The sequence below is a fragment of the Palleronia pelagia genome (assembly GCF_900110115.1).
GTDB lineage: Bacteria > Pseudomonadota > Alphaproteobacteria > Rhodobacterales > Rhodobacteraceae > Palleronia > Palleronia pelagia.
The window spans coordinates 233,509-256,882 of the sequence record NZ_FOCM01000001.1; the positions used below are offsets into that span (position 1 = coordinate 233,509).

The 23,374-nt window shown below is 68.6% G+C and carries 25 protein-coding genes; 14 read left to right on the top strand and 11 right to left on the bottom strand.

What is annotated here, in order from left to right:
- Positions 1 to 184: 184 nt before the first annotated feature.
- From BMX96_RS01150 to BMX96_RS01160, 4 genes are read left to right on the top strand one after another with little or no spacing between them, the layout of a single operon-like run.
- Positions 185 to 1,456 carry a hypothetical protein gene (locus BMX96_RS01150; protein ID WP_091843340.1) on the top strand — a complete coding sequence of 424 codons (1,272 nt, stop codon included), beginning with the start codon at positions 185 to 187 and terminating at the stop codon, positions 1,454 to 1,456.
- A gap of 3 nt (positions 1,457 to 1,459) precedes the next feature.
- On the top strand, positions 1,460 to 1,798 hold the full coding sequence (locus BMX96_RS01155; protein ID WP_091843343.1) for a hypothetical protein: 339 nt from the start codon (positions 1,460 to 1,462) through the stop codon (positions 1,796 to 1,798).
- Complete coding sequence (locus tag BMX96_RS19500) at positions 1,788 to 1,934, top strand: hypothetical protein (RefSeq protein ID WP_175481625.1); 147 nt, start codon at positions 1,788 to 1,790, stop codon at positions 1,932 to 1,934. Before BMX96_RS01155 ends, BMX96_RS19500 begins: the two co-directional genes overlap by 11 nt.
- Before the next feature lies 1 nt (position 1,935).
- Complete coding sequence (locus tag BMX96_RS01160; protein ID WP_091843346.1) at positions 1,936 to 3,000, top strand: tetratricopeptide repeat protein; 1,065 nt, start codon at positions 1,936 to 1,938, stop codon at positions 2,998 to 3,000.
- A gap of 18 nt (positions 3,001 to 3,018) precedes the next feature.
- Here BMX96_RS01160 and BMX96_RS01165 read toward each other — a convergent pair whose 3' ends face one another.
- Both BMX96_RS01165 and BMX96_RS01170 read right to left on the bottom strand, forming a co-directional pair.
- Positions 3,019 to 5,811 carry a [protein-PII] uridylyltransferase gene (locus tag BMX96_RS01165; protein ID WP_236736914.1) on the bottom strand — a complete coding sequence of 931 codons (2,793 nt, stop codon included), beginning with the start codon at positions 5,809 to 5,811 and terminating at the stop codon, positions 3,019 to 3,021.
- On the bottom strand, positions 5,795 to 6,982 hold the full coding sequence (locus BMX96_RS01170) for a penicillin-binding protein activator (protein ID WP_091843351.1): 1,188 nt from the start codon (positions 6,980 to 6,982) through the stop codon (positions 5,795 to 5,797). Before BMX96_RS01170 ends, BMX96_RS01165 begins: the two co-directional genes overlap by 17 nt.
- An 89-nt stretch (positions 6,983 to 7,071) precedes the next feature.
- Here BMX96_RS01170 and rsmI point away from each other — a divergent pair, with 89 nt between their 5' ends.
- The 3 genes from rsmI (at position 7,072) to gshB (ending at position 9,304) form a co-directional block, all read left to right on the top strand.
- Complete coding sequence (gene rsmI / locus BMX96_RS01175; protein ID WP_091843354.1) at positions 7,072 to 7,932, top strand: 16S rRNA (cytidine(1402)-2'-O)-methyltransferase; 861 nt, start codon at positions 7,072 to 7,074, stop codon at positions 7,930 to 7,932.
- A 5-nt stretch (positions 7,933 to 7,937) separates the two neighbouring features.
- Positions 7,938 to 8,288, top strand: coding sequence for a YraN family protein (locus tag BMX96_RS01180; RefSeq protein ID WP_091843357.1), 351 nt, complete (start codon positions 7,938 to 7,940; stop codon positions 8,286 to 8,288).
- 71 nt (positions 8,289 to 8,359) lie between these two features.
- Positions 8,360 to 9,304 carry a glutathione synthase gene (gene gshB / locus BMX96_RS01185; RefSeq protein WP_091844368.1) on the top strand — a complete coding sequence of 315 codons (945 nt, stop codon included), beginning with the start codon at positions 8,360 to 8,362 and terminating at the stop codon, positions 9,302 to 9,304.
- Between the two features lie 77 nt (positions 9,305 to 9,381).
- Here the strand turns inward: gshB and BMX96_RS01190 are convergent, their stop codons facing one another.
- Positions 9,382 to 9,939 (bottom strand): GcrA family cell cycle regulator, encoded by a 558-nt coding sequence (locus tag BMX96_RS01190; protein ID WP_073128663.1) that lies wholly within the window; start codon positions 9,937 to 9,939, stop codon positions 9,382 to 9,384.
- A gap of 130 nt (positions 9,940 to 10,069) precedes the next feature.
- Between BMX96_RS01190 and BMX96_RS01195 the strand changes: the two genes are divergently transcribed.
- The 3 genes from BMX96_RS01195 (at position 10,070) to argF (ending at position 13,247) form a co-directional block, all read left to right on the top strand.
- Positions 10,070 to 10,873 (top strand): ABC transporter permease, encoded by an 804-nt coding sequence (locus BMX96_RS01195; protein ID WP_236736915.1) that lies wholly within the window; start codon positions 10,070 to 10,072, stop codon positions 10,871 to 10,873.
- Between the two features lie 184 nt (positions 10,874 to 11,057).
- Positions 11,058 to 12,227 (top strand): aspartate aminotransferase family protein, encoded by a 1,170-nt coding sequence (locus BMX96_RS01200; RefSeq protein WP_091843360.1) that lies wholly within the window; start codon positions 11,058 to 11,060, stop codon positions 12,225 to 12,227.
- A gap of 114 nt (positions 12,228 to 12,341) precedes the next feature.
- On the top strand, positions 12,342 to 13,247 hold the full coding sequence (gene argF / locus BMX96_RS01205) for an ornithine carbamoyltransferase (RefSeq protein WP_073128666.1): 906 nt from the start codon (positions 12,342 to 12,344) through the stop codon (positions 13,245 to 13,247).
- A 102-nt stretch (positions 13,248 to 13,349) separates the two neighbouring features.
- Here argF and BMX96_RS01210 read toward each other — a convergent pair whose 3' ends face one another.
- The 3 genes from BMX96_RS01210 to hrpB all read right to left on the bottom strand — a co-directional run bounded on the left by BMX96_RS01210 (position 13,350) and on the right by hrpB (position 17,698).
- Positions 13,350 to 15,002, bottom strand: coding sequence for a BCCT family transporter (locus BMX96_RS01210; RefSeq protein WP_091843363.1), 1,653 nt, complete (start codon positions 15,000 to 15,002; stop codon positions 13,350 to 13,352).
- Positions 15,003 to 15,084: 82 nt separating this feature from the next.
- A complete protein-coding gene (locus BMX96_RS01215) occupies positions 15,085 to 15,303 on the bottom strand; it encodes a hypothetical protein (protein ID WP_091843366.1) in 219 nt (72 codons plus the stop codon).
- Positions 15,304 to 15,313: 10 nt separating this feature from the next.
- Positions 15,314 to 17,698, bottom strand: a complete 2,385-nt coding sequence (gene hrpB / locus BMX96_RS01220) for an ATP-dependent helicase HrpB (RefSeq protein WP_091843369.1) — start codon at positions 17,696 to 17,698, stop codon at positions 15,314 to 15,316.
- A 134-nt stretch (positions 17,699 to 17,832) separates the two neighbouring features.
- Between hrpB and meaB the strand changes: the two genes are divergently transcribed.
- The gene (gene meaB / locus BMX96_RS01225; protein ID WP_091843372.1) at positions 17,833 to 18,825 is read left to right on the top strand and encodes a methylmalonyl Co-A mutase-associated GTPase MeaB; all 993 of its coding nucleotides are present in this window, start codon (positions 17,833 to 17,835) and stop codon (positions 18,823 to 18,825) included.
- A gap of 141 nt (positions 18,826 to 18,966) precedes the next feature.
- Positions 18,967 to 19,254: a 50S ribosomal protein L28 gene (rpmB, locus tag BMX96_RS01230; RefSeq protein ID WP_073128671.1), complete on the top strand. Its 288-nt coding sequence runs from the start codon at positions 18,967 to 18,969 to the stop codon at positions 19,252 to 19,254.
- A gap of 70 nt (positions 19,255 to 19,324) precedes the next feature.
- Here the strand turns inward: rpmB and BMX96_RS01235 are convergent, their stop codons facing one another.
- From BMX96_RS01235 to BMX96_RS01245, 3 genes are all read right to left on the bottom strand, one after another.
- Entirely contained in the window at positions 19,325 to 19,846 is a 522-nt protein-coding gene (locus tag BMX96_RS01235; protein ID WP_175481626.1) for a GNAT family N-acetyltransferase, read from the bottom strand.
- 85 nt (positions 19,847 to 19,931) lie between these two features.
- Complete coding sequence (locus BMX96_RS01240; protein ID WP_091843378.1) at positions 19,932 to 21,059, bottom strand: DcaP family trimeric outer membrane transporter; 1,128 nt, start codon at positions 21,057 to 21,059, stop codon at positions 19,932 to 19,934.
- A 96-nt stretch (positions 21,060 to 21,155) separates the two neighbouring features.
- A complete protein-coding gene (locus tag BMX96_RS01245) occupies positions 21,156 to 21,845 on the bottom strand; it encodes an NAD-dependent deacylase (protein WP_091843384.1) in 690 nt (229 codons plus the stop codon).
- A 101-nt stretch (positions 21,846 to 21,946) separates the two neighbouring features.
- On the opposite strand from BMX96_RS01245, the gene BMX96_RS01250 reads away from it, so the two are divergent.
- The gene (locus BMX96_RS01250; protein ID WP_091843387.1) at positions 21,947 to 22,393 is read left to right on the top strand and encodes a low molecular weight protein-tyrosine-phosphatase; all 447 of its coding nucleotides are present in this window, start codon (positions 21,947 to 21,949) and stop codon (positions 22,391 to 22,393) included.
- Here BMX96_RS01250 and BMX96_RS01255 read toward each other — a convergent pair.
- Together BMX96_RS01255 and BMX96_RS01260 are read right to left on the bottom strand one after the other, a co-directional pair.
- Positions 22,381 to 22,680: a hypothetical protein gene (locus tag BMX96_RS01255; protein WP_091843390.1), complete on the bottom strand. Its 300-nt coding sequence runs from the start codon at positions 22,678 to 22,680 to the stop codon at positions 22,381 to 22,383. The genes BMX96_RS01250 and BMX96_RS01255 overlap by 13 nt on opposite strands.
- A 111-nt stretch (positions 22,681 to 22,791) precedes the next feature.
- Positions 22,792 to 23,091 carry an acylphosphatase gene (locus BMX96_RS01260; protein WP_236736916.1) on the bottom strand — a complete coding sequence of 100 codons (300 nt, stop codon included), beginning with the start codon at positions 23,089 to 23,091 and terminating at the stop codon, positions 22,792 to 22,794.
- Positions 23,092 to 23,171: 80 nt separating this feature from the next.
- On the opposite strand from BMX96_RS01260, the gene BMX96_RS01265 reads away from it, so the two are divergent.
- The gene (locus tag BMX96_RS01265; RefSeq protein WP_073128677.1) at positions 23,172 to 23,366 is read left to right on the top strand and encodes a hypothetical protein; all 195 of its coding nucleotides are present in this window, start codon (positions 23,172 to 23,174) and stop codon (positions 23,364 to 23,366) included.
- Positions 23,367 to 23,374: the final 8 nt, after the last annotated feature.

Here is a 23,374-nt window from a genome sequence, read left to right on the forward strand (position 1 = left end):
CAAGCGGCCGAAGCCGCGCGGCACATGCACTCACAGCGGTTCCCGTCATCTTGATATTCCCGCAATAATGGAAACGTTGATCGGCGAGGTATCTCGTGCTAATCTACCTGCGATTGCGTATTTTTACGATTTTCTCTTTTGGGCTCATTTTCCAAGGCCCCGACGCTGATTTTATGAAGATACCATGTCGCAGCTTTTCGACCACGGACCTCGCACGCCTTCGATCCGTCACGTCCTGGGGACGCTGGCGATCCTCTCGTCGCTGGGCGCCACCGCCACGGACGCGACCGCCGACGAACGCAAGACCCTGATCTCGGGCGCCATCCACTTCTACGACGGGCAGGGCAACCTGGTCCGGCCCTATCCGTGGAGCGCGGATGCCGTGATCGAGGGGCTGAAGGCCCGGGCGGTCAATTCCTTCCAGCAAAGCGAAATCCAGAGACCGCTCGCCCTGACCAGCCGCGAGCGTCAGGACGAACTTCTGGGCATGGCGGTCGCCGAATATACCGTCGATACGTCGGACACGCTGGAATTGCCGACCATCGTGCGCGTCTCGTTCGCCGCCGATGTCTGGAGCGGCACGCTCGAATACCCCCTGATCGAGCATCTGGGCCGGGTCGACAAGGAACACCTGCGGGTGACACGGATGTTCGACTCGAACCGCTCGCAGGTCCGGCGGATCCGTGCCGTGATCGACGCCGATCCCCAGCCGCTCGACAGCTATCGCGACGCCTATGACTGGACGGTCGCTCTGACGAACACGCCTCAGGGCGATGCTGGATCGGACAATGCCGAGGATTTCATGCTGCTGGTCGAGCTTGTGGCGCGGATGGTCGAGCATCCGGGCGCCATGGACCAGCGCATCGCGGAAGACATCGCCAGCATCGACCTCAATCGCGAGTTCGAGGCACTGGGGGGCATCGACCGTTATCGGGTCTTGTCCGAGCTTGGCTTCGTGCTGGCACGGGCGCCCAATCTCGACCAGCCGATCTACACCGACTACACGTTCTACGATCTCGCCCGTGCCTCCTTCGACCGGGCCATCGACCTCGCCCTGAGCGAAGGTCTGCTGACCCGGCGGCTCGCCAGCATCCACCAGGAACGCTACAAGATGTCGTGCGAATACGGCCTGATCGACCAGGCCAAGTTCCTCGATTGCATCAGCGACATCTACGACTTCATGACGTTCGAGCCGGACCTGTCGATCCTGTCCAAGCGCGTCGGTCTCTCCGATTTCGAGAAGTATCTCTACCAGGTGTCCCGGGCACCGGCGGGGCAGGGGCTCGGCCCGGCCACCCGCGAACGGATCATCTGCGATCCGAACCTCAATTTCTTCTGGTCGATGTTCGCCGAGACGGTGAACGCAAGCGGCTCGCAGCCGCTGGTGCGAACGTCTCACCTGGGCAGCGCCTATGACTTCTCGTCCCAGCTGGGGCAATGCCAGGTGGAGGGGTAAGACATGGAAGATCGCTGGCTGCGCAGGTTCGTCGTCGTCGTCATCATCGTGGTGTCTTCGATGATCGCCCTCTTCACCATCGGGGCCGCCATTCTGCACCCCTATATCAGCACCGACACCACGCCCACGATCCTTGAAAACTGGGGCGGGCTGATCATCGGTTTCTATTTCGGCACCTTCGTGGGCCTTCTGAAAGACTGGTTCGGCTCGCGGCCCGACGATGGCGCGCCCGCGCCGGCCCCCGCCGCGGCGCTGCCCCCCGCGGGTCAGCCGACCCCGGCGGCCCCCGCCGGTACCTCTCCCGGCACAGGAAAACAGGATGGAGGAAAGAATGTTGGATGATCGCAAGGCGGCATCGGTCCGCGCCGTCGCCATCGGGCTTGCCCTGGTGATCGCGCTGGCATCGCTTGCCACGGTAAACACGGCGCAGGCCGGTCCGCCCCCCGCGCCGTGCCCGCCGAACCTGAAAGACTGCTAGCATGACGCGCTGGCCGATCCTTGCCGCGGGCTGGGCGCTCGGCCTTCTGCTGGGCGCGTCGGCCCATGCCGGCGCCCTGCAGGAACAGATCGATGCGCGGCTCGACCAGACCGTCGACCTGCTGGGCGAGCGCGATTTCGACAGCGTGGTGGGCGCTGTCGACGCGCTTCTGGGCGACGCGACCCTGTCCGATCAGGATCTGGCGCGGGCCCTACGCTACAAGGGAACGGCCTATCTCTACGACGGGCTTTTCGGAAAGGCGCTGGCCACGCTGTCCTCGGCGCTCGAGATCAGCCCGCGCGACCCGTGGCTGCTGTGGCGCCGCTGCGAGGTGAACACGCAGATCGGCCTTCTCGCCTCGGCCCGGCGCGACTGTCACGACGCCAGCCGGCTGCTGGACAGCCGCTGGGCCAACACGCTGGAGACGGGGTTGGCGGAGTATCTGGACTACTCCATTTCGTTGACCGAGGCCGAGGTGCACCGCAAGCTCGGGGCCCACGACCGCGCCATCAAGATGCTCGAAGGGATCGAGGTCAGCGCGGACCTGGAGGCCATCGACTGGCGCCGCAGCGAGGCGCTGGCAACCCTGAATTTCGATATCGAATCCTTCGACGAGGCGATCCGTCACCTCGACACCGCGATCGACGGCAGCGCCAGTGCCCCAGCCGTCAATCGTGCCTTCCTGTATTTCGTTCGGGCCGCCAGCAAGGCCCGGCTCGACCAGCCCGAAGCCTCGGCCGCCGATTACGCCATGGCCACCAATCTCGACCCCGACAGCGAGCTCTACCTCTTCCGCGCCTGCGACTTCGCTCTCGACACGGAGCAACGGGCGCTGGCCGAAGACGCCTGCACCCGGCTGGTCGATCTCTATCCCGACAAGGACATCTATCAGCGGGTGGCGTCGATCAACGACGCGCAGGCCGGCAGGGTAGACCAGGCGGTCGAGCGTGCTTCGGCCATCGCCACCGTGGAAGAGGACGACACGGGTCTCTTCGAGGCGATCGAAGCGGCGGCCGAAGTCGCCGAAGCCTGCGACCCCGCCTCCTGCGACGCGGACGATCCGTGACGCCGAGGCCCCTTCGCCCTAGGACCGGGCGCGTTTCGACCCGTTCTCGATGGCCTCGCGCAGCTTGGACTCCAGTGCGCGCTGCTTCGAGTCCGAGTAGATCTTCAGCCCGAACATGTCCTTCACGTAGAAGGTATCGACCACCTGCGCGCCGTAGGTCGCGATCACGGCCGAGGCGATCGAGATGTTGGCGCCGGCCAGCACCCGCGTCAGGTCGTGCAGCAGGCCCGGGCGGTCGCGGGTATCGACCTCGATGATCGTGTAGATCTCGGACCCCTCGTTGTCGAAGGCGATGTTGGTGGGCACGCGGAAATCGCGCTCGCGCTTCTTGATCTTGTCGCGGTCGTCCAGGCCCTTGCGGGCGATGACCTCGCCTTTCAGCGTCTTGTCGATGGTCGATTTCAGGCGCGGGATGCGCGCGGCCTCGTAGGGCGACCCCTCGTGGTCCTGCACCCAGAACACCGCCGTGGCGAACCCGTCGCGCGAGGTATAGGTGCGCGCGTCCACCACGTTCGCGCCAACCAGCGCCAGCGCCCCGGCGAGGCGCGAGAAGATGCCGGGATGGTCGGCCATGGCGAAACAGATGCGGGTGGCGTCGCGATCCTCGTCGTCGGTAATGTCGATCTTGATCTGGTCCGGTGCGATGTTGCGCAGCATCCGCGCGAAGGCGGTGTGAGCCAGCACACCCAGCCCTTGCCAGTAGGGCGGGTAATGGCGCTGCGTCTCGGCGCGGATGTCCTTCTTGTCCCAGTCCGACAGGGCCTCGCGCAAAGCGGCCTTGGCCTCGTTCCCGCGGTTCTCGCGGTTCAGCGCCTCCAGCCCGTTCTCCAGCGCGTTCGCCGTCTCGCGGTACAGGTTGCGCAGAAGCTGCGCCTTCCAATTGTTCCAGGTGCCCGGGCCGACGCCGCGGATGTCGCACACCGTCAGCAGCAGCAGCAGGTCCAGCCGCTTCTTGGTGCGGACGGCCTTGGCGAAATCGCGCACCGTCCGCGGGTCCGACAGGTCGCGCTTCTGGGCCATGTCGCTCATCAGCAGGTGATAGCGCACCAGCCATTCGACGGTGTCCACGTCGGCGCGGCTCAGCCCCAGCCGCGGCGCGACCTTGCGGGCGATCCGCGCGCCAAGGACCGAATGATCCTCGGGCCGGCCCTTGCCGATATCATGCAGCAGCAGCGCCACGTACAGCACCTTGCGGGCATAGCCTTCCTCGATGATCGAGGTGGCGACCGGCAGCTCGTCCACCAGCTTGTGCTCCTCGATCTCGTTCAGGTGCCGCACGCATTGGATGGTGTGCTCGTCCACCGTGTAGTGGTGGTACATGTTGAACTGCATCATCGCCACGATGGGCTCGAACTCGGGGATGAAGGCGCCCAGCACGCCCAGCTCGTTCATCCGACGGAGCGCCCGGTCGGGATTGGCGTGCTTCAGCAGCAGGTCCAGGAAGATGCGCACCGCTTCGGGGTCGCGGCGCATCTCGTCGTCGATCATGTCGAGGTTGGCCGCGATCAGCCGCATGGCGTCGGGATGCAGAAGGTATCCGGTGCGCAGCGCCTCGTCAAAGATGCGCAGGATCTGCTTGGGGTCGTCCGCGAACGGGTCGGAGCCGGCGAAGGTCAGACGGTTCTGCTTCAGCGCGAAGCCCGGCTTCACCCGGCGGCGGCGGCGGAAGAAGCCGACGAGGCTGGGCGGGGCCTTCTTGAAATCGGCCTCGAGCGCGGTGAGCAGGATGCGCGTCAGCTCGCCCACGCGGGTGGCGTGGCGGAAATAGGCCTGCATGAAATGTTCGACCGCGCGGCGCCCGGCCTTGTCGGTGAAGCCCATGCGCTCGGCGACCTCGACCTGCAAATCGAAGGTCAGCTGGTCCATGGCGCGCCCGGTGATCAGGTGCAGGTGGCAGCGCACGGCCAGCAGGAACGTCTCGGCCCGGACGAAGCCGTCGAACTCCTCGGCGGTGAAGGTGCCCTTTTCCACCAGGTCCGCGGCGTCCTGCACGTGGTTCACGTATTTCGCGATCCAGAACAGGGTCTGCAGGTCCCGCAGTCCGCCCTTGCCCTCTTTCACGTTGGGCTCGACCATGTAGCGCTGGCCGCCCTGGCGGCGGTGCCGCTCGGCCCGTTCCTCCAGCTTGGCGGCCACGTAGTCGCTGCCCGTGCCCTCGAAGAGGTCGGTCCACAGCGCCTCCTGCAACCGGTCGGCCAGCGCGTGGTGTCCGGTCAGGAACCGATGCTCGAGAAGCGCGGTGCGGATGGTGTAGTCGCCCCGGCCCAGGCGGATGCATTCCTCGACCGTGCGCGAGGCGTGGCCCACCTTCAGCCGCAGGTCCCACAGGATATACAGCATCGATTCGATGACGCTCTCGGCCCAGCCGCTCAGCTTCCAGGGGCTGAGGAACAGCAGGTCGACGTCCGAAAACGGGCACATCTCGGCCCGCCCGTATCCGCCCACCGCGAAGACCGCCAGCCGCTGGCCCTCGGTGGGGTTGGGGCAGGGGTGCAGGCGGGTGGTGACCAGTTGGAAGGTGGTCCGCACCAGGCAGTCAGTCAGGTGCGAATAGGCCGACACGCATTCCCGCGCGGCGCCCGGCTGCTTGGCGAAGGCCTCCGCGATGGCGTCGCGGCCGCGTGCCTGCGCGTCCTTCAGCCGCTCGACGGTGATGCGCCGGATCTGCGCGGCATCGGTCACACCCTCGAGCGCGGCATTCAGCGCGCCCAACTCGGCCGGCCGGTCGAAGATGTCGCCGGCCGGACAGATCAGGCCATCGGGGTCGCGATGGGTGTCGTCGGGGCCGTCCGGCTCAGAAGCCGGAGCCACCGAAGCGTTTGGGTGCGGGGTCAAGGATCACGACCTGGTTGTTTTGTACTTGTGCCACGGCCAGCGCCCGCTGGTTGGTGCCGTTGGGCAGCAGCCGGAAGATGCCGCTGGCCCCCGAGAAGCCCGAGCCTTGCGTCAGGGCCCTTGCGCTCAGCGCGTCGGACCGGCCCTGCGCCAGCAGTGCGCCCACCGCCTGCACGGCGTCATAGCCGAGACCCGCCAGTGGATGCGGCGCCGACCCATAGGCCGCCTGGTAGCGCGATTCGAACTGCGCCTGCACCGAACGGTCGGGCAGGGTGAACAGGCCGCCCTGCAGTCCCGGCAGCGACAGCGCCTGGGGTGCGGCATTCCAGCGGGTGAGACCGAGATACCGCGTCTCGGCCGGGTTCACGCCGTTTTCCGGCAGGGCTGTGACGACCAGCGGCAGGTCGCTGTCCACGTTGGCGGTCAGGAACACGGTGTCGGCGCCCGTCTGCTCGATCGCGGTGGCGATGCGGGGGCCGGCCTGGGTGATGCCGTCCTGGCTCAGCGGGTAGGACTGCACGGTGGCCACGCTCATCCCGCCGCGCTGGGCGGCCGAGACGATGGCGTCTCGCCCGGCCTGGCCGGCGGTGTCGGCGGCGTGCACCACCGCGAGGCTCGACCGGCCCTCCCGGCGGGCGTAGCTTACCAGCCGGTTGGCCACGCTGTCGAAGGTCTGGCCCAGGATGAAGATGTTGCCGCCCGCCACGGCGGTGTTGTTCGAGAAGGACAGCACGTTGATGTTGCGGTCCGCGACCACCGGCACCATGGCGCTGGTCGACTGGGTGTATAGGGGCCCGAGGATGATCTGCGCGCCCGTGGCGATCGCCGCGTTGGCGGCGGCGGTGGCGCCCGCTGCGGTGCCCTGGGTGTCGTAGACCTCAAGGTCGATCTGCGCGCCCTGGACGTCGGCCACGGCCAGCCGCGCGGCGTTCTCCAGCGACCGGCCCACGACGCCGCCGCCGCCGCCCGCGCCCTTCGGCACCAGAAGCGCCACGCGCACCGGTTGCGACGTGTCCACGCGCGGCCCCGAGCTGCCACCGCCCGCGCCGATGGCGACCGGTTCGCAGGCGGCAAGAAGGACGGCGGCGGCGCAGACCAGCGCGCCGCGGCCCACGGGCTTCAGCATGGCGCCGAGCGGTGCAAGCATGTTAGGGACCCCTTGGATTTTTCGAGGAAGCGACAGGATATGGCTCACGTTATGCGAGCGGGCTCGGGGTGTAAATCGAAGGATCGGCAATGAGCGGCCTGCCTCCGGGCCCGCCGCCCGAGCCCGGCCTGCACCTGGTCGCGACCCCGATCGGCACGGCACGCGACATCACGCTGCGCGCGCTCGACACCCTGCGCGCGGCCGACCTGCTTTTGGCCGAGGACACGCGCACCCTGCGCAAGCTCATGGAAATCCACGGCATTCCCCTCGCGGGCCGGCCGCTCTGGTCCTACCACGACCACAACGGCGCGCGGGTGCGGCCGAAGGTGCTCGAGGCGCTGGCCGAGGGGCGGTCGGTGGCCTTCGCTTCGGACGCGGGCACGCCCATGGTGGCCGATCCCGGTTTCGACCTGGCCCGCGCGGCGACCGAGGCCGGCCACAAGGTGACCGCCGTCCCGGGCCCCTCGGCGCCGCTGGTCGCGCTCAGCCTCGCCGGACTGCCCACCGACCGGTTTCTCTTCGCCGGCTTCCTGCCGCCCGCGCAGGGCGCGCGCGACACCGCCCTGCGCGAACTGGCCGGTGTGCCCGCGACGCTGGTGTTTTTCGAGACGGCCAAGCGGTCTTTACCGATGCTTAATCATTGTGTCGCAATCTTGGGGGACCGGGACGCGGCAATCTGCCGGGAACTGACCAAGAAATTCGAAGAGGTGCGCCGCGGGCGGCTGTCCGACCTCATCGCCGGCTGCGAGGACGATCCGCTGCGCGGCGAAGTGGTGGTCGTCATCGACCGAGCGCGCGACACCGCGGATGCGGAGGATGTGGAAGACGCCATGCGCCGCGCGCTGGAAACCATGCGGGTGAAGGAGGCGGCCAACACCGTGGCCGAGGCCTTCGCCCTGAAAAAGCGCGACGCCTACCAACTGGCGCTGCGGCTTTCGAACGAGGAGTGACGCCCATGGACGGCGCGACAAATCACGCGGCGGGAATGGCGGCCGAAGGCCAGGTGGCCCGCCACTACGAGGATGCGGGCCTCAGCATCGCCAGCCGTCGCTGGCGCGGGCAGGGCGGCGAGATCGACCTGGTCTGCCGCGACGGCGACTCGGTCGTCTTCGTCGAGGTGAAGCGCGCCCGCGACCTGGCCCGCGCGGCGCATCGCGTCTCGCGCCGCCAGGTCGAGCGTCTGCTGACGGCGGCGGCCGAGTTTCTCGGCGGCGAGCCGCGGGGCGGCCTGACCGAAACGCGGTTCGACGTGGCGCTGGTGGACGGGCAGGGGCGCATCGAGATCCTCGAAAACGCCTTCATGTAACCGCCGGGCACCATTGCCGCGGGCGGTGCCCTGCGCCATGTATCGGCGGACCCATGCAGGAGACCGCCATCATGTCGCTTCGCGTTGCCATCCAGATGGATCCCATCGCGCCCATCAATATCGACGCCGACAGTACCTTCCGCATCGCGGAAGAGGCGCAGGCCCGCGGCCACAGCCTGTTCTACTACACGCCCGACAGGCTCAGCTGGCGCGACGGCCGCGTGATCGCGCGCGGCGCCGACCTGACCGTCCGGCGCGAGCGGGGCGATCATTTTTCCCTGGGCGAGATGCGCGACCAGGACCTCTCCGAGATGGACGTGGTCTGGCTGCGGCAAGATCCGCCCTTCGACATGGGCTATATCACCTCGACCCACATCCTCGACCTGCTGCCCGACAGCACGCTTGTGGTGAACGACCCAAGCTGGGTGCGCAACTGGCCCGAGAAGCTGCTGGTTCTGCAATTCCCCGAGCTGATCCCGTCGACCACCATCGCCTGGGATCTCGAGGTCCTGCGCGAATTCAAGGCCCGCCACGGCGACATCATCGTCAAGCCGCTCTACGGCAATGGCGGTGCCGGGGTGTTCCGCCTGCGCCGCGACGACGGCAACCTCGACTCCCTGCACGAGCTCTTTCGCGGCATGAACAACGAGCCGCTGATCGCGCAGCAATTCCTTCCCGACGTCTCGGCGGGCGACAAGCGCGTGATCCTCGTCGACGGCGACCCCGTGGGTGCTATCAACCGCGTCCCGGCCGAGGGGCAGACCCGATCGAACATGCATGTGGGCGGCCGCCCCGAGAAGATCGACCTCACCGACCGCGACCGCGAGATCTGCGCCGCCATCGGCCCGCTTTTGCGCGAGAAGGGCCAGATCTTCGTCGGCATCGACGTGATCGGCCCCTACCTGACCGAGATCAACCTGACCTCGCCCACCGGTCTGCAGGAGATGGAGCGCTTCAACGGCGACAACGTCACCGCCCGGATCTGGGAGGCGATCGAAAGCCGCAAGGCCGGCTGAGTCCCCTTCGCGCAGGACATGAAAAAGGCCCGGCAACATCTTGCCGGGCCTCTGTTTTCTTGCGACTGCCGGGTGCGTTACCGCTTGCGGTCCCGCCGCGACGACATGGGCTGGAACGCCACGCCCACATGCGCCTCGCAATAGGGCTTGCCCGACTGGACCGGCAGGCCGCAGAACCAGAAATTCGTCGTCGCCGGATCGCCCACGGGCCATTTGCAGGTCCGCTCGGTCAGCTCCATCAGGCTGATCTTCTTGGCGTTCTTCTCGACCTCGCGCACCGAGGCAAGCGCCTCGGGCGAGATCTCGTTGGCCGAGGGTTGCGGCGGCAGCGGCTGACCGGCGGGGATGATCGCGCGGCGGTTCGTGGCCGGCGGGCTGGCCGACTGGGTCGACGGCCCTTCCTCGGCCTCCGCCGGCTCGGGCGCGGCGGTGGCGGCCGCGGGTTCGGGCGCCGCCTCGGCCTCGGCTTCGGGCTTGTCGGCGCCGGGTCCGCGGTTCGACAGCCCCAGCCGGTGCACCTTGCCGATCACCGCGTTGCGGGTCACGCCGCCCAGCTCTTTCGCGATCTGGCTGGCGGACTGGCCTTCGGTCCACATCTTCTTGAGCGTCTCAACGCGTTCGTCGGTCCAGGACATGGGCTTCCTTCAAAGCAAAACAAAGGCGGGCGCCGGTTGCGCATCCGCCTTGAGATTTCTCGCACGCCCCTATTCTAATCACCGCGCGCCCGGTTACAAGCGGCGCCACCGAGACAGCAGGGGACAGGTCATGGCGAATATCGACGAAATGGGCGTGCGCCGCTTCGGGCGCTGGAACCGCACGGGCATGTTCACCCTGGCCGAGCGGGAATGCCGCCGCTTCATGGCGATCTGGAGCCAGACGGTCATGGGCCCGCTGATCAACGCGGGCCTGCTGCTGGCGGTCTTCGCCATCGCCATCGGCCCCGCGCGGGGACAGATCATGGGCGTGGATTACGTGATGTTCATCGCGCCGGGGCTGCTGATGATGACGGTGATCCAGAACAGCTTCGCCAATACCTCGTCCTCGATCCTCGCCGCCAAGGTCCAGGGCAACATTGTCGACACGCTGATGCCGCCGCTCTCGCCGCTGGAGCTTCTGTTCGGCTACCTCGCCGGCGGTCTCGCCCGCGGCGCGCTGGTGGGTCTCGTCATCGGCGCGGTGATGATCGTGGTGCTGGGCACGGGGCTCGCCCACCCGCTGTGGTTCCTGACCTTCCTGCTCCTGGGCGGGCTGATGATGGGCGCGCTCGGGATCCTGGGCGGGATCGTGGCCAACAAGTTCGACCAGATGTCGGCCATCACCAACTTCATCATCACGCCGCTCAGCTTCCTGTCGGGCACGTTCTATTCCATCGACGACCTGCCGCCCGCGCTGACCACCGCGGCGCATTTCGACCCGTTCTTCTACCTCATCGACGGGGCGCGCTACGGTACGCTGGGGGTGTCGGATTCCTCGCCCTGGCTGGGGCTCGCGGTCTGCGCGGGCGTCACGGCGGCGCTGTGCCTGCTGGCACTGCGGTGGTTCCAGAAGGGCTATCGCCTGAAATCCTGAACGCCGCCACTGGACAGGCGCGCCGCGTCCGGGCTATGCCCCGCCCATGGACCTGACGCGCCTCTCCTTGCGACGACGCACCCGCTGACACCGGCCCAAGCCGCCGGGCCCGCGCGCACGCGCGATTGACAGCCCATCCTCCCTTTGCCACCAATCGGGCCTCGCGCCCCGCAAGGACACGTCCATGATCCCGTCTATCCTGCCCACCTACAATCGGGCCCCCTTCGCCTTCGCCAAGGGCGAGAACGCCTGGCTCACCACCGAAGACGGCGCGCGCGTGCTGGATTTCGGCGCCGGCATCGCCGTGAACGCGCTGGGCCACGCCAACCCCGATCTCGTCGCCGCGCTGACCGACCAGGCGCAGCGGCTCTGGCACGTCTCGAACCTCTACCAGGTGCCGCAGCAGCAGCGGCTGGCCGACCTGCTGGTCGCCCACACCTTCGCCGACACGGTCTTCTTCACCAATTCCGGGACCGAGTCCTGCGAGCTGGCCGTGAAGATGGCGCGCAAGTACTGGTTCGACAAAGGCACGCCGCGCAGCACAATCGTGACCTTCACCGGCAGCTTCCACGGCCGCTCTTCGGCGGGCATCGCCGCGGCCGGGTCGGAAAAGATGACGCGCGGCTTCGGCCCGCTGCTGCCGGGTTTCACCAATCTCGCATGGGGCGACCACGACGCGCTCGAGGCGACGCTCGACGACAGCATCGCCGCCGTCCTGATCGAGCCGGTGCAGGGCGAGGGCGGCATCCGCCCGCTGCCCGATCAGTGTCTCAAGGGCCTGCGCGAGGCCTGCGACCGCCACGGCATCCTGCTGATCGCGGACGAGGTGCAGTGCGGCATGGGCCGGACGGGCAAGCTCTTCGCCCATGAATGGGCCGGCGTCGCGCCGGATATAATGATGGTCGCCAAGGGCATCGGCGGCGGCTTCCCGCTGGGCGCGGTGCTCGCGACCGAGGATGCCGCCTCGGGCATGACGGCGGGCACCCATGGCTCGACCTATGGCGGCAACCCGCTGGCCTGCGCGGTGGGCGCGCGGGTTATGGAGATCATGACCGCGGACGGGTTCCTCGACGACGTGAACCGCAAGGCCGCGCGCCTGCGCCAGGGGCTCGAGGGGCTCATCGCCGCGCATCCGGGCGTTTTCGATCACGTGCGGGGGCAGGGCCTGATGCTGGGCCTGAAATGCAAGGTTCCGGCGGTCGAGCTGGTCAAGGCCGGCTACGCGCAGCACATCCTCACGGTGCCCGCCGCCGACGAGGTCGTGCGCCTGCTGCCGCCGCTCACCATCACCGACGACGACCTGACCGAGGGGCTCGCCCGGCTCGACGCCGCCGCGGCGTCGCTCGCGCCGTGATCTTCATCTTTCCATAAATACCTCTGCGGGGGCGTCCCTCTATGCGCCATGGGTGCGAACATGATGGACCACGGGTGCAAAACCCACAGCCCCCCGCCAGCAAAGGGCGATCCGATGCCGCATTTCCTCGATATCCATAAAACCGACAAGTCCGACCTGCGGGCCATCGTCGACCACGCCCGCGCCATGAAGCAAAGCCGCGACGGCCAGCCGAAAGGGCAGCCCGACGCCGACCAGCCGCTGAAGAACCGCATGGTGGCGCTGATCTTCGAAAAGCCGTCCACGCGGACGCGGGTCAGCTTCGACGTGGGCGTGCGGCAGATGGGCGGGCAGACCATGGTGCTTTCGGGGGCCGACATGCAGCTGGGCCATGGCGAGACCATCGCCGACACCGCCCGGGTCATGTCGCGCTACGTGGATCTCATCATGATCCGCACCTTCGAGGAGGCGACGCTGCTGGAAATGGCCGAACACGCCACGGTGCCGGTCATCAACGGGCTGACCAACCGCACCCATCCCTGCCAGATCATGGCCGACGTGATGACCTACGAGGAACATCGCGGCCCCATCGCCGGGCGCAAGGTGGTGTGGTCGGGCGACGGCAACAACGTCTTCGCCAGCTTCGCCCACGCCGCGCGGCAGTTCGATTTCGACCTGACCTTCACCGGCCCCGAGCCGCTGGACCCCGAACGCGCGTGGGACGGGATGTACGTGACCGAGCGGGACCCCCACAAGGCGGTCGAGGGCGCGGACCTCGTCGTCACCGACACCTGGGTGTCCATGCATGACCCGCAATCGGCCCGCGAGCGGCGCCACAACCAGCTGCGCGGCTACCAGGTGAACGCCGCGCTGATGGCCAGGGCCAAGCCCGACGCGCTGTTCATGCACTGCCTGCCGGCCCACCGTGACGACGAGGCCACGTCCGAGGTCATGGACGGCCCCCATTCGGTGATCTTCGACGAGGCCGAGAACCGTCTGCACGCGCAGAAGGCCATCATGCGCCACTGCCTGGGCGTCTAGGCCCTTCGCACGGGCCGACAGCAAAACGCCCCCGCGCGGCGCTCGCAAGGGGGCGTTCTCCCATCCGGTGATCCGGTCGGCGGTCGACAGTCGGCGCCCGCCTCATTCGGCAGGCGCGCGCTCGCCTTTCATCGAAGGTTCGGCCTTGCCGATGTCGTCCAGCTCGGCGGAATGGGGCTGGTCTGGCATGTTGTGATCGGCCTCGCGGTCGTTGCGATAGCGCTGCTTGTGGCGATGCACCATCAGGCTGTCCCATCGCAGCGCCCGCCACAGCCCCACCGCGACGATCGCGATCACCACGGCGAAGGGGAACCCCGCGATGACGGCCGCCGCCTGCAACGCGTCGAGCCCGCCCATGACCAGCAGCACCGACGCCACCGCGCCCTCGCTCACGGCCCAGAACACACGCTGGATCTTGGGCGGGTCGGGATCCCCGCCCGCCGTCAGCATGTCGATCACGAAGGACCCCGAGTCCGACGAGGTGACGAACCACAGCACGATCAGCACCACCGCGAAGACCGACATGAAGCCCGAGAACGGGAAGAACGTCAGCAGCTCGAACATGGTCTGCGCGTAGTTCTCCTGCGTGGCCTCGACCAGCCGTGTCTCGCCCGCCAGCGACATGCGGATCGCCGTGCCGCCGAAGGCGGTGAACCAGAAGAACATGATCGAGCAGGGGATCAGCATGATGCCCAGCAGGAATTCGCGGATCGTCCGGCCGCGGCTGATCCGCGCGATGAACACCCCCACGAAGGGGGCCCAGCTGACCCACCACGCCCAATAGAAGATCGTCCAGCTGTTCTGCCAGGTTCCATCGCCCCAGCCCTCGGCCCAGGTGCCCAGGTCGATCAGCGAATTCACGTAGTTGCCGTAGTTCTCGACGAAGCTGTCGAAGATGAATAGCGTCGGCCCCACCACCACCATGAAGGCCAGCATCAGGAAGCTCAGGAAGATGTTCAGGTTCGACAGCCGCTTGATCCCGCCATCCAGCCCCGCCAGCACCGATGCCGTCGCCGCCGCGGTGATGAAGGTAATGATGATGACCTGCACGAAGGCGGATTCGGGCAGGCCGAAGACCCGCTCCAGCCCCGAATTGATCTGGATCGCGCCAAGGCCCAGCGACGTGACGATCCCGAACATGGTGCCGAACACCGCCAAGACATCCACGAGATCGCCCCAGCGGCCGTAGATGCGCTCGCCCAGCAACGGGTAAAGCGACGACCGGATCGTCAGGGGCAGCCCCTGACGATAGTGGAAATAGGCCAGCGCCAGCGCGATGACGGCATAGATCGCCCAGGCGTGAAAGCCCCAGTGCATGAAGCTCAGGGTCATGGCCTGCTTGGCGCTTTCCACCGTCTCGGCCTCGCCCATGGGCGGCGAGAAGTAGTGGAACATGGGCTCGGCCACGCCCCAGTAGATCAGGCCGATGCCGATCCCGGCCGAGAACAGCATCGCCGTCCACGACAGCAGCCCGTATTCCGGCGCCTCGTCCATCTTGCCCAGCCGGATGTCACCGAAGGGCCCCAGCGCCAGAAAGATCACGAAGATCAGCAGCAGGTTGACCTCGATGATCAGCAGCCATCCCAGGTTGCTTGCCAGCACCGTCTGCGCGCCGGTGAAGATCGACTTCGCAAGGTCGTTGAACAGGGCGCCGAAGACGATGAAACCCAGGATCAGGACGGCCGAGGCCACGAAGACCGACCGGTTCACCCTCGGGAAGATCCAAAGCGAGTCCTGCTTGATCCTGCTGTCCATCCGCCGTCCTCCGTGGCAACCGGGGGGTGTCCCCATCGGTCCTTGACCGGGGGGCCGCCAGGAGGTTCACCGGAATCGTGAATTACTGTCCGGCGTCGTGTTTCAGCTCGGCCAGCAGGGCCCGTGCCCGCGCTTCGGCGCGCCGCACGCGCACCGCGGTCAGGTAGGCCTCTTCCATGGTGGTCGAAGATGCGCCGATCGCTTCGGCCACGCGGTCGATCGCGGTCTCGTCGCCGGTCGTCTCGGCCACGTGCAGGGCCTCCTGCGCCAGCTTGTCGGCCAGGTCTTCCAACAGGCTCATGGTGTCTCCTTCACTTGGCCCGACGCTTGGCGCGCAGGGTCGGGTCGGCGGCGCGCGGGTCCTCGGGCCAGGGGTGCTTGGGATAGCGCGCGCGCATGTCCTTGCGAACATCCTCATAGCTGCCGTCCCAGAAGCCCGGCAAGTCGTCCGTCACCTGCACCGGCCGGCCCGCGGGCGATAGCAGCGTCAGCTTCAGCGGCTGGCCCGCCACGGTGGGATGGGTGGTCATGCCGAACAGCTCCTGCACCCGCACCGCGACCTCGGGCGCGTCGCCGCCGTAATCCACGGCCAGCTTGCGGCCCAGCGGCGTGACGATATGGCCCGGCGCCTCGGCGTCCAGGCGTTGCTGCGCGTCCCAGTCCAGCCGCGCGCGCAGGGCGGGCAGAAGGTCGAACCGCTTCCACTCCTCGGCGCTGCGCACCCCTTGCAGGTAGGGCAGCAGCCATTCTTCGGCGCTTTCCAGCAGCGCGTCCTCGCCCGTGTCGAACAATGCCAGCAGCCGCACCCGCGCCAGGAACCGCCGCGCGGCGGGCGAGGGGGCCAGCCCCAGCTGGCGCACCCCGTCCAGCATCGCCCGGGCCACCGCGTCGGGCGGCGCATCGGGCCAGGTCCGGTCGTCCAGCGCGATGGCGCCCAGCCGCTCCTGCCGGCGCGCCACCACGCGCCCCTCGCGACGGGACCATTCGCAGATATCGACCCACCGGATGCGGTCGCCCAGCACCCCGCGCAGCTCGGCCTCGCTGATCGCGATCGCCTGGCGCACCATCGCCTCGCGCGGGTGGCCGTCCGTGTCGGTGACCACCAGCAGGCGCGAAGCGGCCAGCGGGTCGCCCTCGGCCATCTTCACCCCCTTGCCGCCCGACAACAGCCAGCGTGGCGCGTCGCCCGGGCGGCGCAGCCCCACGCGGTCGGGATAGGCCAGCGCGGCCCGCTGCGCGACGCCCAGATCGGCCCGGGGCCCCGCCAGCCGCCGCAACCGCTTGGCCTCGTCCCGGATCCGCGCCACCGGCCCGCGCGCGACCCCGAAGGCGCCGGGGTCGGCCAGCGCCCGCGGCCGCAAGGACAGGTCCACCCCGCGATCCCGCAGGATGTCGCGTTCGGACAAGAGCGCGGCCAGCTCCGCCGCCTCGGGCCCCGCCAATTGCAGCATATGTGCAAGCCGCGGATGCAGCGGCATGGCGGCCAGCGCGCGGCCGTGGTCGGTGATTTGCCCGTCCGCCAGCGCACCCAGGTCGGCCAGCAGCGCCCGCGCCTCGGCCATGGCGCCCTCGGGCGGCGGGGTGAGGAAGGGCAGTTCGCCCGCCTCCCGCGCGCCCCACAAGGCCAGCTCCAGCGCCAGGGGCGCCAGGTCCGCGGTCTCGATCTCGGGCGGGGCGAAGGCGGGCAGGGCGCCGTCCTCGCCCCGGGTCCACAGCCGGTAGGCCACGCCCGGCGCCACGCGGCCCGCGCGGCCGGCCCGCTGGGTCGCCTCGGCGCGGCTCACCCGCTCGGTCACCAGCCGCGACATGCCCGAGCCCGGATCGAACCGTGCGCGCCGGGCCAGCCCACCGTCCACCACCACGCGGATATCCTCGATGGTCAGCGACGTCTCGGCGATGGCGGTGGCCAGCACGACCTTGCGCCCCGGCGACGGCGCGATGGCCGCGCGCTGCTCGGCGAAGGGCAGGGCGCCGTACAGGGGGCGCAGCGCCACGCCCGGCAGGTCCAGCTGCGCCATGACGCGCCGGATCTCGCCCTCGCCCGGCAGAAAACACAGCACGCCGCCCTCGCTCTCGTCGACGGCCCGCGCGATCAGTGCCGCCATCGCGGTCTCGAAGCGCTGCTCCTTCGGACGCGGCCGGTCCAGCCAGACGGTGTCGACCGGGTACGCGCGCCCCGCGCTGGTCACCACCGGCGCGTCCAGCAACGCGGCCACCGGCCCCGCATCCAGCGTCGCCGACATCACCACGATGGCCAGGTCGTCGCGCAGCGCCTGCGCCACCTCCCAAGTCAGGGCCAGCCCCAGGTCGGCGTTCAGGGATCGCTCGTGGAATTCGTCGAAGATCACGCACCCGACGCCGTCGAGGCCCGGATCATTCTGCAACCGGCGGGTCAGGATGCCCTCGGTCACCACCTCGATGCGCGTCGCGTCCGAAACCCTCGCCTCGCCCCGGATACGGAAGCCTACGGTCTGGCCCACCGGCTCGCCCAGGGTCTCGGCCATCCGCTCCGCCGCCGCGCGGGCGGCCAGCCGTCGCGGCTCGAGCATGACGATGCGCCCCGCGACCCGGTCCAGCAACGCCAGCGGCACCCGGGTGGTCTTGCCCGCGCCGGGCGGGGCCTGAAGCACGACCCGGCCCCGCGCGTCCAGCGCGGCCCGCACCTCGTCCAGCACCTCGTCGATGGGCAGTTCCATGGCTCCCCATAGCGCGGCCCGGCCCCCCCGCGCCACGCCCCCGGCTTCATCTTTCCAAAAATACCTGTATCGCGACGCCGACGGCCCGCGCCCCCGTCTGGACATCGCGACCCCCTTCGGTCCAGATCGCGGCCATGGATCTCGACAGGCTCATCACCGGCATCAGGGACGGCGACCGCCGCGCGCTCGCCCGCGCGATCACGCTGGTGGAAAGCGGCCGCGCCGACCACCGTGCGCAGGCCACGCAGCTTCTGGACGCCGTGACCGACCCCGAGAGGCAGGCCATCCGCATCGGGCTGTCGGGCACGCCCGGGGTGGGCAAGTCCACCTTCACCGAGGCGTTCGGCCTCATGCTCACGGGGCAGGGGCTGCGGGTCGCGGTGCTGGCCGTCGATCCCAGCTCGGCCCGCTCGGGCGGTTCGATCCTGGGCGACAAGACCCGGATGGAGCAGCTCAGCCGCGACCCCAACGCCTTCATCCGCCCCAGCCCCAGCCAGACCGAGCTGGGCGGCGTCGCCCGCCGCACGCGCGAGGTCATCGCGCTGGCCGAGGCTGCGGGCTTCGACGTGGTCATCGTGGAAACCGTGGGCGTGGGGCAGTCCGAAACTCTGGTCGCGCAGATGACCGACATCTTCACGCTGCTGTTGGCGCCCGGCGGCGGGGACGAGCTGCAGGGCGTGAAGCGCGGGATCATGGAGATCGCGGACCTGATCCTGGTCAACAAGGCCGATGGCGAGATGAAGGCCCAGGCCGGCCGCACCTGCGCCGATTACGCGGGCGCGCTGCGGCTTTTCCGCAAGCGCCCCGGCGACCCCGAGGATTTTCCCAAGGCGCTGACCGTGTCGGCGGTCACCGGCGACGGGATCGCCACCGCCTGGGACGAGATGCGCACGCTCGTCGCGCATCGCCGCGCCAGCGGGCAGTTCGACAAGACCCGCGCGCGGCAGAACCGCCACTGGTTCGACGACGCGGTGCGCCACGGCATCCTGCGCCACCTGGGGTCCGACCCCGAGACGCGCGCGCGCATGGAAGAGCTGGGCGCGGCGGTGGCGGCGGGCGACGCGGCGCCCTCGGCGGCGGCGGACCGGATGCTGTCGCTGCTCTTTGGTGGCGACCGGCCCGACTGACGCGGCGCCGCGCGGAGCGTATTGCCCTTTGCCGCTTGACGCGCGCGGCGCGATTGCTTATCCGCGCCTGACTTCACAGATTCCGTCCGCCGGCCGGCCCCTCGTGGCCCGGCTCGGACACGACCAGACGAGGATAAGATCATGTCGCGCGTGTGCGAACTGACCGGCAAAGGTCCCATGGTTGGCAACAATGTCAGCCACGCCAACAACAAGACGAAGCGCCGCTTCCTGCCCAACCTGAACGACGTGTCGCTCATGTCCGAAACGCTGGGCCGCACCTTCAAGCTGCGCATCTCGGCCTCGGCGCTGCGCACCGTGGATCACCGCGGCGGGCTCGACGGCTTCATGGCCAAGGCGAAGGAAACGGACCTGTCGCCCAACGCCCTGAAGATCAAGAAAGAGATCGCGAAGGCCCAGGCCACCGCCTGATCGCCCGCGTCCCGATCTGCAGGAAGGCCCCGTCGCTTGCGGCGGGGTCTTTTCGCGTGTTCCGGTATTCTCAGTCCATCCCGACGGCGGGTGACCGGCGCTCCAGCATCATCACGTCGCACCAATGCCCCGCGCGGGGTCCGTAGCTCATCCGCCCCAACCGTCGGCGCAGTCCCAGACGGACGAAGCCCGCGCGTTCCAGCGCGGCGATGGACGCGGCGTTCTCGGGGAAACACTGCGCCACGAGGGTCCAGAACCCCGCCGCCTCGCTCGCCCCCACGGTGTCCGCGATCAGGCGTGCGCCAAGGCCCGCGCCGCGAAAGCCCGCCTCCACGTAGACCGAGATTTCGCCCACGCCGGCATAGACCGCGCGCGGCGAAGTCCGGGACACGCCCGCCCAGCCGCGCGCCTCGTCGCCCATCAGGCCCATAAGGGCCAGGCCTGCGGGCGGGTCGAAGGCGGCGAAACTCCGGGCGTCATGGGGGGTGTCGCGGAAGCTGGCCAGCCCGGTGGACAGGCCGCTTCGGTCGATCCGCGCGATCGCGTCGATGTCGGAGCGCTGCGCGGAGCGCGTTGTGATCGTGTTGGGCATGACGCGCGGCCTAGCACGAGGCCGCGACCACGCGCCATACCAGGCGGGACAAAGGGACATCAAAGCCCCGCCTGTCTCTCGGCCGCTAGAAGCTGAACTGGATCGAGGTCTGGATCCGGTCAACGTCGTAGCTGCCCCCGCCGAAGGTGTCGCGGGTGCCGTGGAAATACTCCACGCCCAGCGTGGTGCTTTCGGCGACCTGGTACTGCGCGTTCAGGTGAATTGACTCTAGGTTCTCGGTGTCGCCCGCGGCGCCGCTGTCGATGTCGCGCCAGCCATAGATGCCGCGAAAGGTCCAGTTCTCGCCGACCTCCTGCGCCAGACCGATATAGGCTGCCTGGGTGTCGATGGCGTCACCCGCGCCGTCCACGGAATCGCCCAGGAACACCAGATAGGGCGCCAGCGCCGAGCCGGTGGTGTAGGACGCGTCCAGCGTGGCGCCTTCCCACAGCTGTGCGGTGGTCGACAGGTTCACGCCCCACATGTCCTCGTCGCCGCCGAGCCCGTCATTGACGGTGCCGCCGATGGCCGACATGCGCAGAAGCAGCGGGTCGGTGTCGTAGGCCAGCGCCGCGATCAGCACGGGGTCGTCGCTGTCGCCGTTATTTTCCTCCAGCGCGACCTGGCCCACGATGTTGTTGCCGAATTCGTGGGTGTACTGGATCATCTCCTGCCGGGCGAAGGGGATGCCCGCGACGCCCTGGAAGTCCAGCGTGATCGGGTAGGACGACAGCGGCATGAAGGTCGTCCAGTATTTGCCGATCCGCCAGCCGTTCAGCGTGATGTTGGCGTGGCGCAGCCGGGGCTCGGCCCCGCCGGTGCTGAACGCGTTCGCGGCGCCGTAGAAGTCGATCTCGACCTGGGTGCCCAGCTCGCCGAAGGACGTGGGCGTCGTGCTGCGGAAGCCCAGGCGCGTCTGGTTCACGGTGGCGTTGAAGAAATCGCCGCTCTGCGTGCCGTCGAGCCCCACCAGCCCGAAGGTGGTGTTGCCCAGCTCGGCCCCGAAATCATAGATGAAATCGGCCTTGATGTAGCCATAGACGTCGACGGTGGTGTTCGAGCTGCCGAAACTCAGCGGCTCGTCCCGGTTTTCCAGCTCGGCCACGCGGTTTTCCAGTGCGGCGATACGCTGGGCGTCGCTCTGTGCAAGGGCGGGCAGGGTGCCTCCCATGATCAGCGCAGGGGCGATCAGCAACGGGGAGAGATTTTTCATGGACTGTCCTTCCTGTCGGTCCTCGTTGGGACAACCGGATCGGCCTTGATCCACACGTCCCCGAGGCTGCGACAGGCCATTCGCCGGCGCGGGTGTTCAGCGCGCGGCGTTCAGCAGTTCATCAACCCATGCGGGAACGACTTCGGTGGCTTTTCCGTATTGTCCTGTGTCGAAAACCCCGCCCGACGGGGCGAGGTTCAGCTCATGCGTCGGAATGTCGCGGGAACGTGCGGCATCGACGAAACCGGCAGCGGGATAGACGGTGCCCGACGTGCCGATCGCGACGAACAGGTCGGCCTGCGAAAGCGCGTCCTCGATCCGGTCAAGACCGTGGGGCATCTCGCCGAACCAGACCACGTCGGGCCGGGTCGCCTGCTTGCCGCATTCGGCGCAATGATCCAGCATGTCCATGACCTTGGGCGCGTCCCAGGTCGCCCCGCAGGCGTTGCACCGTGCGCGGTCCAGCCGGCCGTGCATGTGCAGCACATCCGCCGCGCCCGCCCGGTCCAGCAAGCTGTCCACGTTCTGCGTCACGAGCAACGTGTCCGGCCGCTCGGCCTTCAGCCGCGCCAGCGCGTGATGCGCCGCGTTGGGCTCGGCCCCCGCCGCGTTGGCGCGCCGCGCGTTGTAGAAGGCGTGGACCCTGGCGGGATCCCGCGCGAACCCCTCGGGTGTCGCGACGTCATTCAGGTCGTACTGCGTCCAGACACCCCCCTCGTCGCGGAAGGTGCCAAGGCCGCTTTCGGCGGACAGTCCCGCGCCGCTCAGAACCACGATCTTTTCCATGGCCGCTCCTCCGCTAGTCTCCTCTGCATGCGTGGTAGCGAAAGGACGATCCGGATGAAAACAGCTTCGATCCCGAGCGGAACAGCCCCGGGGGCTCACCGATGACCAGGATCCTGATTGTCTGTCTCGGCAATATCTGCCGCTCGCCCACGGCCGAGGCGGTGCTGCGCGCCAAGCTCGACGCCGCGGGCATCAGCGGTGTGGTGGACAGCGCGGGCACCGGCGACTGGCACGTGGGCGACCCGCCGCACCCGCCGATGATCCGCGCGGCGGCGAGGGCGGGCTATGACCTGTCGCCGCTGCGCGCGCGGCAGTTCACGCCGGCCGATTTCGACGAATTCGACCTGATCCTGGCGGCCGACCCCAACAACCTGCGCGATATCGAGGCGCAGCGCCCGGCGGGCCATGAGACGCCCGTGCGCCTGCTGGCCCCTTTCGCGGAAACGGGCACCGAAGAGGTGCCCGATCCCTATTATACCAAGGATTTCGACGGCGCGCTCAGGCTGATCGAGCGGGCCTGCGACGGCGTCGTCGATCAGCTGCAGTAGGTCTCGGCGCTTGCGCCGAAGGACTTGTAGCGCTTCCAGAACGTCTCGTGCCGCGGGTTGTCCGACTGCCGGACCACCTGCGCCTGGTGCGGATCCTTGAAGAACCGCGCGGCCATGCGCTGGTCGCGGCGGTCGAGCGTGACGTTGGCCACCTGCTGGATGCAGCCGCACAGGGCGCGGTTCGCGGCCTGCCGGTCCGATTGCAGGCAGGCCCGTTCGATGGGGCCGGCCTGCGCCATGCCGCCGGCGAATGCGGCTGCCGCCGCGAGGAATACGATTTTCTTCATGATCTCTGCCCTAGTTACGCGGTCGCCCTGGTTGGTCCCGGGTCGTCCGACTTTTTGCCATGTGGATAACCTAGCAGAAAACCGCGCGGGCCTGAATGGAATTCTTGCGGCTCAGCGCCGGATTTCGAAGCCCGTTGCACCGGTGTCATCCACGTCCTCGGTCTCGACCGACGAGACGGATCCGAAGGTGGGGCCGCGCCCCAATTCGGTCAGCAGCGACTCGATCTCGCGGTCTGGGCCTTCCACATGGGCCTCGACCGTGCCGTCGTCGCGGTTTCGCACCCAGCCGCGCAGGTCGCGCGACCGCGCCGCGTCACGGGTGAAGGCGCGGAACCCCACGCCCTGGACCCGTCCGCTGATGATCGTCCGTACCGCCATGGGCCACAGCATGGCGAATGGCGCGCCGGGCATCAAGCCGTGTGCGGATCCGACGCTGGCCGCGCGGTCGGGCGGCCTTATGTGATGGGTTACGCAACCCCGGACCATGCATCATGCAGACAGACGACATGACCCGCCTCATGGCCTTCGCGCGCCACGTGGGGCGGCCCGACACGGATCCCCGCGATACCGCGATGCGCCGTGGCTGGCTGACCCGCGACGGCGCGCTGACCGAGGACGGTCGCGCCACGCTGAAAAGCCTGGCCGAGCAGGACCACACCCGCACGGTGTTCCGCGGCAATTTCTGAGGCGCGCG